We start from the raw sequence: 12,915 nt of genomic DNA on the forward strand, positions 1-12,915 counted from the left end.
TTCTAGAAGCACGCATTAAGGATAAGAGAAAATGATGTTGATTAGGATTCAAATAGAGTCTAGTTTTTAGGGCTTTATAAGACATAAATGGATTCCTCCTTTCTACTTAAATTATACCATAAATGACACATAAAATATATATTTTATATGAATATTTAATTATATATAATTATTAGAAACAAGGTGGTTTATAGAACCAATTAGCATGAATTTTATAAAACTTATGGAGTCTATATTCGATAAGTGAACAATAAAAGACGAACTTTCCTAGTAGACAAAATAAAACGGCTACAAGTGAACCGCCCCCTGTCAAGTAGACAGTGGAAATAATTAAATAGTTGATTCAATTTTTAAGGCTTGATTCCGAAATGCCATCGGAGTTAAGCCTTTTAGTTTTTCCTGGTACCTTTGTTCATTGTAAAACTGGATGTATTGCTCAATAGCTATTTTGAGTTGATTGATGTCGTGAAATTGACTCAAATAATACATTTCTGACTTAAGTGTCCCCCAGAAACTCTCCATCGGTCCATTATCAATACACCTACCAACTCTAGACATACTGACTGTCATACTTCTAGAAGTGAGCTTCTTTTGAAACACTTTATTCGTGTATTGAAACCCTCTATCACTGTGTACCATCGGTTTAGCTTCCGGATTAAGTTGGAATGCTTTCTCAAAGGTTTCATTCACCAACTGATTGTTATTGGATGTGCCTATCTTGTAACTGATGATACTGGTATCACATAAATCGATGATTGCGCTTAAATAGAGTTTCGTAGTTGATCCAATCACCTTGAACTCAGTAACATCCGTTAACCATTTCTCATTGGGATTATTAGCCTCGAATTGTCTGTTTAGGACATTCTCAGCTGTGATCTCTGGTCTTACTTTAATATATCCCTTACGCATTCTACGGATGACGGAGGATACACCTAATTTTCTCATCAATCGTCTTATTCGTTTCTCATTATAGTTCGTCTGATTGCGTTTATTGATCCATAGGGTCATCCGTCTATAGCCTAAAATACCTTTAAACTCATCGTGATATTCTAGGATCATTTGTGATAACTCATGATTAATCTTTTCTTCATTTGTTTCTTCATGACGTAATCACTTATAATAGCTGCTACGGGTAATCAAAAGGATTTCACATAACACTAAAACGGGATAGTTTTTTGCCTCATGAAGCCCTTTTATCGTTTTGTATTTGGCTTCTTGGCGGACCTTGTTAAAAAATCCCTCCTTTCGATCTCCTGGAATTTTTTTATCACTTCAGCCTCCATCTCCAGACGTTCATTCTTTCGTCTTAGAAGCTCAACTTCACGTTTTAGTTTTTCAATTTCACTCAAGCTCTCTACAGGCTTTCTTTTCCCGCGTTCGTCTCTAAGTCCTAATTCACCTTCTGCGTTATACTTTCTTACCCAGTTATACACTTGTGAATAGGCTGTCTCAAACTTCTCCGCTGCGAGTTTATATTCGTTGTTATGTTCAATCGTCCACTTCACAATCTCTAACTTTTCTTCATAACTCACTTTTCTTGATTTCGCCATATAGACAGTCCCCTTTGGATCATATCCTTTGATCTCGTTATGTCTATTATACTTGGAAACCCAGTCTAATATGAGTCTATCTGAAGTTATTTGATACTGTTTTGCTAACTCAAGTGATGAACCTTCTCCATTGAGATAGGCTACAATAACTTTGGTTTTAAACACTTTACTATAAGCACGATTTCTTGGTTTATCATCGAACGCTTGTTCTCCCATCGATTCATAGTTTCTTATCCATCTCCTAATGTTAGATGAATCAGACTCTAAGTCGTTTGCGATTTCTAGTACTGTTTTCCTTCTAGTTCGATATGCTTTGATGGCTTCTAATTTTGTTTTTTTACTGAATCTTGATGTTCTTGACATAAATAAAAATCCCCTCTCTATATACTCCTACAAACTTTAATTATTTGTAGTGTCTACTTTAAGGGGATCATATCAAAGAGCCGTCTTTGCTGATTTAATAATCTTAAATGAAAACGTGACAAATCTAGAACCTAGTTTTATTCGTACTTTCTAAATGGAACATACTTAGAAACTTTGTTAATGTAGTTTTGATACTCAGGATATTTTTGTTTGGAAACGCCCTCTGAAAAAGCTGAACTGCCCAAAAACAATAATATTAATACCATCGAACCGATTAAGGTCCAGTTGAAGAAAATATAGTTAGTCACACCTGCACTGATACAGAACAGATATAAAACAACCCAGATTGACTGTTCAGAGAAATAATTCGGGTGTCTTGATCTACTCCATAATCCCAGTGTATTAAAACCCTTGTTATAAGGACTCGGTAGGTCTTCTAACTTCTTACCATGTTTTAATAAGTCGTATTTTGTGGTTTGGAATGCCATTTGTTGTTTATCAGCAATCGTCTCAAGAATAATGAATCCCAATAATAAAGCAGCGATTAAACCGTCATAGATGGAAAACGCTACAGTTGAATCCATGGATGCGAGCATCGGTAGTGTGATTGCGAGCACCAATGCGTTTTGATAGATTGAAATAAAAAATAGATCAAATAGAGCCCACTTCCATCTTTTATTGAGATGGGGATTTTTTCTTAATACAATCCATCTGTAGTCTTCTTCGCCTTGCCAAAACTTAATCGAATAGGCACCTTTTTTGGCGAAATTGAGTGTCAATCTTATACCCCAAAGTGTAACCAGAATCGCCATCACGATTAAACGTGGATTCATCCCACTTTTAATTGTAATAATACAAGCATATATGATGGGTAATATAGACCACAACTTATCCATCTGAGAGTTGTTAAGTGTGAGTTCACCTACTATAAAACAATAAGCTATACTAATCCCACAGACAATCATAAGTATATAGAGTGTGCCCATTTGGAGTTCACTGATCTTGGGTCCTCCTATAACAAAACCCAATATCGAAAGTGCAAGTGTCACAATGACAGTCATAATAATGCCTATGTATTTTCGCATACGCTTCTCCTTTAAATGATGTCTCATCTTTTGACATCGAAAGATTACTTTTTTAAATAATTCTATATTTTTGGTTCGTTTCGATAATTTTAACATACTATTGATTTTCATTCTAGTGTTTTCGTGTATATAAACTTAGAAATTCTATCTCAATCGTAAAATGAAATCAAAAACGAATTCTATACAATAAATTGTGCTGTTGTAATTAGTGAACTATAAATGACGAACTTTCCTAATATATATATGTAGTCCTAGTAAATAAAAAAGGTCTGATACACGAGGCGATTAGTAAATCGCTTTTGTATCAAACCATTTCATTCAATATGTGTTATGTGACCTATTTTAGTACAAAATCAATCCTATCATTACAGAAAATACTTATTTAATATAACTCAGTAAAATCATCTTCTTCATCATATTGAGAAATCATATAATCGATTAAAGTTTGTTTCAACGTTTCTAAAGGTAACTGATCGACATATGCTTTTACTTCTTCATAACGTTCTCTTTGTTTTCTAAGGTGCGTTTGATAGAGCAATTCGGCTTCTTTTTCTCGAGCATCAATCTCTTCTTTGAATATTTCGGCTTCATGCGGAAAAATTTGGAAGAATACTGCTACTTTATGTTTACAAATAATCATTCTTCCATCTGCATGCGGACAATCACATGTCGATTTTCTCAGATGCTTCGTATTAAAACATACATGATACTCATGGTTTTCACTATTACTCACTATCGCCTCATAGTCGAAATCGTTTATTCTGGTTAGTTTTGATACATGCTTTAACTCATAATAATCAAAACCTCTTCTTAATGAATTGTAGCTCGCTATATCAAATATACTCATATTCGTTTTTCCTTAAATTAGTTTTATTGGATAAGCTAAAATATCTTCAGATAACATAGTATTTCTATCTACCAAGCAAAGTATGATTTCTTTATCAACTTCAAAACCTAATGCTCTTTTTAAAACACTGAAGTTTTTAACCATCGTTTTCATAGGATTCATTGTTTTTTTAATTTCAATCGGATAAAGTTTATTTTGGTCTTGAACGATGAGATCAATTTCCTTCATATCCTTGTCACGGTAAAAGTAGATTGGCATCTCATGAATACCTTTATTCTTAAATGACTTAACAATCTCAGAGACCGCATAAGTTTCTAATATCTGGCCACTCATTGCACCATTTTGAAGTGTTTCTTTGGTTGTCCATTTTAACAAGTAGCAGACGAGACCGGTATCTAAAAAATAAAGCATTGGAGATTCTATTGTTCTTTTTAAGGCATTATTCGTAAAAGGTTTAAGCAATAAGATGATACCAGAGGTTTCTAAGACTTTTATCCAACTTTGAACTGTTTTAATATCTACACCAATTTCATTAGAGATGTTTGAATAGTTTAGTATACTACCCGTCCTTGCAGCAACACTGATGATGAATTTAGAAAACGTATCGAGATTTTTTACATTCAGTAAACTTCTGACATCTCGTTCAATATATGTTCTCACATAAGAGGCATAGTATAGTTGCCTATCTATCTCTGGCTTATTATATAACTCAGGCATACTTCCCTTATGAATGATTGCCCACAAATCATCAGTCATTGGCTTTCGAGAAGACTTTATGAAAAGATTGTTAGGCACAAAGGACATATTAAAGTTTTCTTCATTAATTTCTCTTAAGGAAAGACCCTGAAACTCTAAAATACCAATTCTACCAGCTAGTGTTTCTGTTATTTGAGCCATTAAATGAAAGGTTTGTGATCCTGTTAAGATTATTTGACCATATGCTTCAGTGTCATCAACAATTCGTTTAATTTCGCGGAACAAACTAGGTGCTAATTGAACTTCATCAATAATTAATGGTAATGGATGGTTCATAAAGAACAATTTTGGATCTTCTTTTGCTATTGATAGTTCTGTTACATCATCAAGTGTCATATAATTATAAGTATCTTTAAATAAGTACTTAAGTGTCGTTGTCTTTCCAACCTGTCTTGGGCCTGTAATCAAGAGGACCTTAAACATATCTTTAGCTTCTATTATCTTCTTTTCTATATGTCTTTGATAGTACATGACCTCACCTCTTTCGTATTTATTGGATTTCAAATCCATTTTAGACGTTATTTATCTATTTGTCAATATCATATCACTTGATTTATTTTTAAAACTATTTGCTATATAAATGAAAAAACAGCCAATAAATAGCTGTTCAAAATTCAAGTGGTGCGGATGACAGGAGTTGAACCTGCACGCCGAAGGCGCTAGATCCTAAGTCTAGTGCGTCTGCCAGTTTCGCCACATCCGCGCAAATTGAATTATATCGTGTTTTAAGAGTGATGTCAATAAACTTCTCAAATATTTTTTAAGTGGAGATATAAATTCAAGTTTAGTGCGACGTCCATGCGGTTTTTAAACAGTAAGACTTTTTCATAAAGTTCATAGGGTTCTAAGGTGACTGTGTCTTCACTTACAAAGTATCGAGTGTTCATTTCATTCGGGACTAAGTCACTACTGATGAACTTACTGATGATAAAGTATTCGTCAGTAATGATATCAAAGGATCTTGAATCAATAGCGAAAGTTCTTTCATCCGATAATGCATTGACACCATAATATTGATACTCTGATGTTTTTCCAAAGAGTTCGAGAATCGTTCGATATAAGTCTACTTGACTTCTCACTAAAGGTTGATGACCTTTTAATAGACCATTCGGTATTGCATTCACAGTATCCGTATCATCTGGTACATAGATAAACGCGAGTGTTTTTAACATCTCTTGTTTATATTCTAAAGTGGTATAGGTTTTGCCCATTAAAGTTTCTAGGTCTACTTTTGGAATCCCGGAGCCATGGTCACTATAAAATACATACGCTGTGTTATCTAATTTCTTAGCCATTTCAATAAAATGTGCGAAGAAATTATCATAATACGTTTCGTAGTTGATGTATTTAAGTGTGGTTGGGTTCACATCGATGGTGTCGATCGAAAACTGATTTGGGTATGGGTCGTATAAGTATGGGGTATGAGGTTGAATGGTAATTGGGTATAGGAAGTAATTGTCTTGGGCTTTTGCAAGACGTTCTGTCCAATCTAGTAATGCGATATCTGAAATCCACGGACTTTCTGGAACATTCTTTTGAACTAAATCGTTAAATACGTGGTACCCATTTTTTGAGCCTTCAAAATTCGCTTCTTTTTCATCGAAGTAGTAATAATCGTTAAAACCCATCATCTCTTCATGGACAAGCATTCGGTTATAAAATAAGCCGACATCGCCGTGAATAGAGGCTGAATAGACATCCTCAAAGACTTTTGGTAAAGCGTTAAATTCATACTTAGTTTTATTGTAGTTCCAATAAAGAGTGGTGTCTCCGGTTGGATAAAGCCCAGTTAATACTGAAAACTCGGCGTCACTAGAATTACCTAATCCGACATTGGTGTAGAAGTTATCCAGCACATACGATTGTTTTAATAAAGCCTTAAGAGTTTGAAAATAAGATGCGTCTAAATAAGGTCCATCTTCATTCAATAAGAAGTGATTAAACGATTCTAAATGAACTAACACGAGGTTTTTGCCTTCAAGAATGCCGTTTAAAGTATCACCTTTATCCAATTTTGAATCCAAGATGATCGTACTGGCTTGGTCTTTGGTTAATACATTTGAGTAGGTTTCATTAAAGAAATTGGTATAGGTATCCTGATTCTTATTGTAAGTATTATAGATAGTCAAACTTGGCAATGTGAGGCTGATATTGGATAAGTTAATACCCATCGCTTGAGAAATGTAGTAATTATACAATCCAGAGCTTTGAATCCCAAATAGGGCACGTTCGGCTGAGATTGGCCAACGACGATCGAGACTGTTCTTTACAATCGCAGTCGTTGAAATCGATAAGACTAAAGACGCCACAACTAAGAATAACGATATCAAGCGATGAAATGGATAAGTTACTTCTATAACAGCGACTTCTTTCTTCTTGATTTCTTTAAAGTAGGCGATTTCTATACCCAATAAGATGAAAAATGGGATGAACACAATGATTCGGTAGTATTGATAGAGTTCTAAGAAGGATTCAACTAATATCGACCCTGCAAGTTCAGCTGCTGGATTATTAAATAAGGTGAGTTCAAATATGGAGAACATTGTGGAATAGTATTTGGTAAAAATGCCAATACTGAAGATCCCTACATTTAACAAGAACGTTAGAATAACTAGATAGGTCATTCGGGATTTGCGTTTCTTTATGAATAAAAAGCCGAGACACAAGAGAATTGTGAGTGCGGCGATATTGCCTAAAATCGCGTTGAGTTCTAAGAGGCCGTTACGTCTAAATGGGATTAAATATCGGTTGAGTACTGAGGTGGTCACCATATATGTGTTTAAGATATTTAAACCATAAAATAAGCCAATAAAGGTATGATACCATTTTTTCTGATTCATCATATTTCACCTATCGTGTTTTTAATTATACCATGACTATCTATGAAGCGTAATCGATTTTGTACAGTTGAAAACACCGCTTTTGTTGAGCTCCTGTTTAGGCTATTCAACAAAAACGGTGTTGGTGTTTTAGTGTTTCTTGAGTTTCTTTAGAACTACATACGAAGTCGCACCAATAAGTAAAACTGAAGCCCCTACGATAAAGTAGAAAGGTTTGATGGTTTGGTCTTTTGGATATTCAATCGAAAGTCTACTTTGGTGAACCTTACCATCAACCTCATAACTGTAATAAATATAGGCTTGTCTCCGTTTGTTTTCTAAATGTTCTGTTTCATCTAACAGAATGGATAGGTTGGTAGCCTCTACACCTGATGCTTGTAACTTAGCTGATAACCAAGCTAAAACATCTTCGCGACTCATCGCTTCAAACTCCCCTTTGGTCATCACATACTCGGTTGTTTGAAATACAGGCGCGGTATCGTCGATGACATGAATCGGTACGGGTTGGACGATTTCATTACCGGCTTGATCTTTACATCTTAAATAGACTGTGAAGACTTTTACTTCGTTTGGTTTATAATCCATCATTTGGATGGTCATCAAGTGGGTTAAATCGCCATCATTCGTATCCATCGCTTTATACATAGCTAAAATACTTTCAGCTGTGAGTCCGCCATCGCCTAAATACGTGTATATAGCACTCGGTCCGATGAAGTAAGGCGCGAAAATATCCTTAACATTAACCGTAACGATTTTGCGTGTTTCATTCTTTGAGCGGTCTTTAACCGAGAGTTCTATTTCATAATTCCCGGCTTTGTTTTGATTGGGTGTATAGGTATCTTTTAGAACTTCAATCGAATCCGGTGTCAAAGGATCGACATTATCTGTAATAACCATTTGATTTACAATCGATGAAAGTGTGATGGTTTTCCCTTGTTCGATGGTGAAGGTGTCTTGACCTGTAATGGTCGGCGCGACCCGGTCAATTACTTGGATAACCAACTTAAAATAACTGACATTTGACATTCGATCGGTTGCTTTATACTTTAGGTAGTATTCGCCGATGTCCAAATTTGCTTCATCGAATGTACTTTCGATTAGATCGACTGAAATCGGGCCACCTTTAGGGTCACTAACTGTGAGTTGTTCTCTCAATTCTGCTTTGGATTTTGGACGATCGTAATCCATGATATAGACCCCTTCATAGGTAATGGGTTCATAGGACACATAATACTCAAAACCTTTAAAATCCGCGTAAGAGCCTTCATACATCATAAAGTTATACCCTATGAGTCCTGTCACTGGGACATTTTGTAAAAGAACGGTATCTGCGGTGGTTACGAAACTAACATGCCAAAAACTGCGTGTTCGATCGACACTCATATTGACTGTTTCACAATCCACATCTTGACTAACACAAACTGTCATGACTGGAAATTCATCCTGATCGAATGTGTTTGGTCCAATGAAGTCAAGGTCTAATACCACCGTGTATAGGGTATCTTCTTTAACCTTAACCGGTGTGCGCATATCGATATCGCGATACGCAACTTTGATGTTACGAAAATCAATATAATTGGTACCGTGTGGTAACCGTGCTGCGTGACTCTGATAATCCGCTGCTTTAATCGTTGATGAAAGTACCGTGATTAAACAGAGCACCATAAAAACACAACATTTCTTCAAAATAAAATCACCTCTACTATATACGTACAGGTGACTTTGTTATTTTACTTTTAGATTTCTGCGAAAACTCGACATGGGCTACTATCAGCCACTATTTTTAATGGGATGATAAAAAGTTTGAAGCGTTCATTCTTTGGTAAAGCTTCTAAATTGGTAAGGTTCTCAACAATATAGATACCTTCACTGAATAAGTACTTATGGACCAAATAGGGTGATTCATCCGGCGAATCAGATTCAATTAGGATGGCTTTTAAGGGTTTATGGAGATAAGATTGAACCCACGCTAAATCCAGTTTTGATTGGCCTTTAATGATTAAGAAATCTACATCGAGGATATCTATCGGTTTGTTCGCATCCACCACAAACGCATTACCAATTAAAGATGATAACGGCACATTTGAAATCGATACTTGATTTTCTAGCATGTGTCCGAGTCCGTCGATGTGCGTACCTGCATGCATGGAGGTACTTAATAACGCGTTCGCATACCCATCTGTTTTTATGCTTGCAAGAGATTCTAGTTTTACTTCAGGGTCTCCTGGATAAACGGGCATCCCTGCATAAATCGGTTTTGTAAGATCGATGATCATGGTTATCTACTCGTTTGATACTTATTTTGAATTTGGTTGGAGTCTAGGGCCTTTAACATGATTTCCGCTGAGGTCTTATTGGTTGCCAGAGGTATCGCAAACACATCACACAATCTGAGTAAAGCCGATACATCCGGTTCATGTGGTTGTGCGGTGAGAGGGTCTCGTAAAAAAATCACCAAGTCAAGTTGGTTATCAGCGACCATTGAACCAATTTGTTGGTCTCCACCCATTGGGCCTGATTTCATTCGGTTGATAACCAATCCAGTTTCGCCCATAATGAGGGTTCCAGTGGTTCCGGTCGCGTAAAGCGTGTGTTTCGATAATACATCCTTGTACTTCTTGGCTAAATCAATAATTTCTGGTTTTTTCTTGTCGTGAGCAATGAGTGCGACCCGCATATAGAAAGCCTCCTATTTTATAAATGAATCCAATATCTGAGGATAACAGTACCATCAGCTTCGATTGAAGGTGTATCTTCAATTCCACCACAAGCGAGAATGGTTCTTCGTGAAGCAGGGTTATCTTGATTACATGTAATGAGTGCTTTTTCTACACCCTTACTTCTTAACACATCTAATGCCAGTTGAAGTTGTAGTTTCGCATAACCTTTGTTACGTTCTAAAGGACGAATTGAATAACCAATATGCCCACCGAACCTTAATAAGTAATCATTGAGTTCATGGCGAATATTGACCATTCCGATGACGCGTTGATTCTCTTCATCTAACAAGATGTACTGAGACCCTTCGACATACTTAGAATCTTTCGGGATTAACGCTTTAACAGCGTAAACTGCTATGTGGTCTAACCAGTCTGAATAGTTGGGATAGTCTTCAATCGATCCACAACCATGACACGTATCTTTATTATTAATCATTTCTTCCACATAACTTTTTAACATGGCTTCATGTGCCATGGTGGGTTTTACTAATCTCATATATTCTACCTCTGATTATTCTTATTATAACTTTTAAGCTAAAAAAAAGATACGCATGATCGCGTATCGTTTGATTACAAGTGGCAGGGACAACAGGATTCGAACCCGTACTAACGGTTTTGGAGACCGCTGTGCTACCGTTGACACCATATCCCTATTTAGTTGAAACGTGCATTACTAATATAACATACGTTTCAACATTCTTCAACTGTTATTTTTTGGTGACTCGATTTTCATCGTTATCGACTGCTTTAACCTCTTCAATCGCCCTCACATTGAGGTTCTCCTTGATTGGTGTGTTATTTGCTGGAACGAATCCTTGAGCCTTTGGTTTACGTTTTCTAAAGAAGACTAACCACGTAATGAATCCAACGATAATCATGAAGATAATCATGTTTCTCCAAAGGATTCCTTGGAACTCTTTAAAGAAATCGTGAACAGTCCCTTTACGATAGCCCAATAGACGCATCATATCCGGTGTGTTTTCATTCGATAAACCAATAATGTCCATATCTTCGTTATCGATTAAAAGGGTACCCTCATAATCGTATAAAATGGTTTCGACTTTTTCAGTTTCGCCATCTGTAGTCACTGACTTAAATTCAATGATTTGTAAATCAAGAATGTCTTTATATTCTTTTTGGTCTTTGAGAATAGACTTCATATCGATATAAGAAGCTTTCCACAATTTAGAAGCGGTATCGTAGAATGGGATGTCTTTCTTTTCATCGCCTTCTAAGAAGAGACGGATGGTATAGTCCTTAGGCATTTCCAATCCATTTTTATTTTCTATTCTAACTTGGAGTTGATTTTCACTGCTGTTAGAACCAGTGAACGCAACCAATCTAAAATCATAATCCCCTGTGATGGTTTCATTAATCAACAAGTTTTCACTATAATACACATACGTACTATTAAAAAAGGCATCGGAGCGGTCTTCTTCCACTGCGAGGTTCCCATACTTTAATAAATAACTCATGGTCATGTCTACATAAGAGAACAAAAATATGTTCATCCCTGCTAGGACAACCAGTAATCCAAATACAAAACGTCCAATAAATTTCATTAGTTCACTCCTTATGCCAGTTTTATGATATCAAATAATCTAAAGATTAACTACGGTTTTGAGGCTTGTGTAAATTTTTCTATATTTTTCTCTTTACAAGAATTTATTTTCATGTATAATAATATTTGCGCATAGATGGCGGTTGTGGCGAAGCGGTTAACGCACCGGATTGTGGCTCCGGCATCGGAGGGTTCAACTCCCTTCAGCCGCCCCATGCATATTAATTTAATCCAGATAGGGCTATAGCCAAGCGGTAAGGCAACGGACTTTGACTCCGTCATCGTTGGTTCAAATCCAGCTAGCCCTGCCATCTGAAATAAAATCAACTCCAAATAGGAGTTGTTTTTTTTCTTTTAACATGCAAAAATAAAAAACACCTAAGCTGTATAATGGCTTAGGGTATAGGTCAAATATCTACACCATAAAGGTATATTAAAAGCGCTACAGTCCAAGTTTACTGGATGTAGCGCTTGTTTTATATTGAGAGTCGAGTTCCCAACACGGCGGAAAATGGCGGATTATTAAGTGTTTTTGAATCTTTTTAAGATGTCTGGATGATAAGGTAATAGCGTTTCAATCGGAGAAAATTGAATGTTGTCTAGAACATATTCTAAGTACGAACTCACATTAATATCATTGATACGAGCGGTTCTGATAATAGAAAATATCTGCGTAGTATACCTAGCCCCTGCGTATGAACCAGAGGTCATAAAGACTTTCCGATTTAAAACGAATGGTTTTACTGCCCGTTCAGCGATGTTATTCGATATCTCGACGTAACCGGAATCCATATAAGTGAATAGTTCCGGCCATACTTTTTTGGTGTAATTAATCGCACCTTCAATGGCTGAATTTGGTTTATAAAGCGTGTTAAAAACCAAAACCTCAAGCTCTTTATGGATCACTGGATGAGTTTTGTTTCGTGCTTTAAGAATCTCTCTTGGTGTCAGTTTCTGTCTTTTGTATTCTGCTTCAAGATGAAATAATCGACCAATAACTTCAATGATTTTCGCTGCGTAAGAGTCCTTCATATCGGACTCAGGCACACTTTTTATAATATCCATGAATCTTCTGCGGACATGCGCGAAGCACCTTTGAAGATTAATGTTTGGATTATCTTTTTTCAGTTTTGTGTACCCAGCGTAATCATCACAGACAATCGTTCCCCGGTAGTCTTTTAACCAAGCTGCTG

The 12,915-nt window shown here is 36.1% G+C and carries 12 protein-coding genes and 4 tRNA genes; 2 read left to right on the forward strand and 14 right to left on the reverse strand.

Annotated elements, in window-relative coordinates:
* Nucleotides 1–330: 330 nt before the first annotated feature.
* The 13 genes from N7603_RS08590 to N7603_RS08650 form a co-directional block, all read right to left on the reverse strand.
* A complete protein-coding gene (locus tag N7603_RS08590) occupies nucleotides 331–1,080 on the reverse strand; it encodes an IS3 family transposase (protein WP_262097037.1) in 750 nt (249 codons plus the stop codon).
* A gap of 113 nt (nucleotides 1,081–1,193) precedes the next feature.
* Entirely contained in the window at nucleotides 1,194–1,913 is a 720-nt protein-coding gene (locus N7603_RS08595) for a helix-turn-helix domain-containing protein (RefSeq protein WP_262097026.1), read from the reverse strand.
* Between the two features lie 137 nt (nucleotides 1,914–2,050).
* The gene (locus tag N7603_RS08600; protein ID WP_262097027.1) at nucleotides 2,051–2,998 is read right to left on the reverse strand and encodes a DUF1295 domain-containing protein; all 948 of its coding nucleotides are present in this window, start codon (nucleotides 2,996–2,998) and stop codon (nucleotides 2,051–2,053) included.
* Nucleotides 2,999–3,380: 382 nt separating this feature from the next.
* On the reverse strand, nucleotides 3,381–3,845 hold the full coding sequence (locus N7603_RS08605; RefSeq protein ID WP_262097028.1) for an SWIM zinc finger family protein: 465 nt from the start codon (nucleotides 3,843–3,845) through the stop codon (nucleotides 3,381–3,383).
* Nucleotides 3,846–3,857: 12 nt separating this feature from the next.
* Nucleotides 3,858–5,072 (reverse strand): ATP-binding protein, encoded by a 1,215-nt coding sequence (locus tag N7603_RS08610; RefSeq protein WP_262097029.1) that lies wholly within the window; start codon nucleotides 5,070–5,072, stop codon nucleotides 3,858–3,860.
* Nucleotides 5,073–5,220: 148 nt separating this feature from the next.
* A tRNA-Leu gene (locus N7603_RS08615) sits at nucleotides 5,221–5,304 on the reverse strand.
* Nucleotides 5,305–5,350: 46 nt separating this feature from the next.
* Nucleotides 5,351–7,441 (reverse strand): LTA synthase family protein, encoded by a 2,091-nt coding sequence (locus N7603_RS08620; RefSeq protein ID WP_262097030.1) that lies wholly within the window; start codon nucleotides 7,439–7,441, stop codon nucleotides 5,351–5,353.
* A 129-nt stretch (nucleotides 7,442–7,570) separates the two neighbouring features.
* On the reverse strand, nucleotides 7,571–9,127 hold the full coding sequence (locus N7603_RS08625; RefSeq protein WP_262097031.1) for a hypothetical protein: 1,557 nt from the start codon (nucleotides 9,125–9,127) through the stop codon (nucleotides 7,571–7,573).
* Nucleotides 9,128–9,177: 50 nt separating this feature from the next.
* Nucleotides 9,178–9,717 (reverse strand): cyclase family protein, encoded by a 540-nt coding sequence (locus N7603_RS08630; RefSeq protein WP_262097032.1) that lies wholly within the window; start codon nucleotides 9,715–9,717, stop codon nucleotides 9,178–9,180.
* Nucleotides 9,718–9,719: 2 nt separating this feature from the next.
* Nucleotides 9,720–10,118, reverse strand: coding sequence for a methylglyoxal synthase (gene mgsA, locus N7603_RS08635; protein WP_262097033.1), 399 nt, complete (start codon nucleotides 10,116–10,118; stop codon nucleotides 9,720–9,722).
* A gap of 17 nt (nucleotides 10,119–10,135) precedes the next feature.
* Nucleotides 10,136–10,657, reverse strand: a complete 522-nt coding sequence (locus N7603_RS08640; protein WP_262097034.1) for a GNAT family N-acetyltransferase — start codon at nucleotides 10,655–10,657, stop codon at nucleotides 10,136–10,138.
* An 81-nt stretch (nucleotides 10,658–10,738) separates the two neighbouring features.
* Nucleotides 10,739–10,813: transfer RNA gene (locus N7603_RS08645), tRNA-Trp, on the reverse strand.
* Nucleotides 10,814–10,868: 55 nt separating this feature from the next.
* The gene (locus N7603_RS08650; RefSeq protein WP_262097035.1) at nucleotides 10,869–11,723 is read right to left on the reverse strand and encodes a hypothetical protein; all 855 of its coding nucleotides are present in this window, start codon (nucleotides 11,721–11,723) and stop codon (nucleotides 10,869–10,871) included.
* Nucleotides 11,724–11,861: 138 nt separating this feature from the next.
* On the opposite strand from N7603_RS08650, the gene N7603_RS08655 reads away from it, so the two are divergent.
* A tRNA-His gene (locus N7603_RS08655) sits at nucleotides 11,862–11,937 on the forward strand.
* A gap of 22 nt (nucleotides 11,938–11,959) precedes the next feature.
* Nucleotides 11,960–12,033, forward strand: a tRNA-Gln gene (locus tag N7603_RS08660).
* 211 nt (nucleotides 12,034–12,244) lie between these two features.
* Here the strand turns inward: N7603_RS08660 and N7603_RS08665 are convergent.
* Nucleotides 12,245–12,915, reverse strand: a 671-nt coding sequence (locus N7603_RS08665; RefSeq protein WP_262097036.1) for an IS66 family transposase, incomplete at its 5' end; no start/stop codon positions are given.

The organism is Paracholeplasma vituli (genome assembly GCF_025446935.1).
GTDB lineage: Bacteria > Bacillota_I > Bacilli_A > Acholeplasmatales > UBA5453 > Paracholeplasma > Paracholeplasma vituli.

What these genes read in the sequence shown, in the direction of transcription:
- N7603_RS08595 (WP_262097026.1), bottom strand. Translation starts at nt 1,913, where the DNA reads ATGTCAAGAACATCAAGATTCAGTAAAAAAACAAAATTAGAAGCCATC.
- N7603_RS08600 (WP_262097027.1), bottom strand. Translation starts at nt 2,998, where the DNA reads ATGCGAAAATACATAGGCATTATTATGACTGTCATTGTGACACTTGCA.
- N7603_RS08605 (WP_262097028.1), bottom strand. Translation starts at nt 3,845, where the DNA reads ATGAGTATATTTGATATAGCGAGCTACAATTCATTAAGAAGAGGTTTT.
- N7603_RS08610 (WP_262097029.1), bottom strand. Translation starts at nt 5,072, where the DNA reads ATGTACTATCAAAGACATATAGAAAAGAAGATAATAGAAGCTAAAGAT.
- N7603_RS08620 (WP_262097030.1), bottom strand. Translation starts at nt 7,441, where the DNA reads ATGAATCAGAAAAAATGGTATCATACCTTTATTGGCTTATTTTATGGT.
- N7603_RS08630 (WP_262097032.1), bottom strand. Translation starts at nt 9,717, where the DNA reads ATGATCATCGATCTTACAAAACCGATTTATGCAGGGATGCCCGTTTAT.
- mgsA (WP_262097033.1), bottom strand. Translation starts at nt 10,118, where the DNA reads ATGCGGGTCGCACTCATTGCTCACGACAAGAAAAAACCAGAAATTATT.
- N7603_RS08640 (WP_262097034.1), bottom strand. Translation starts at nt 10,657, where the DNA reads ATGAGATTAGTAAAACCCACCATGGCACATGAAGCCATGTTAAAAAGT.
- N7603_RS08650 (WP_262097035.1), bottom strand. Translation starts at nt 11,723, where the DNA reads ATGAAATTTATTGGACGTTTTGTATTTGGATTACTGGTTGTCCTAGCA.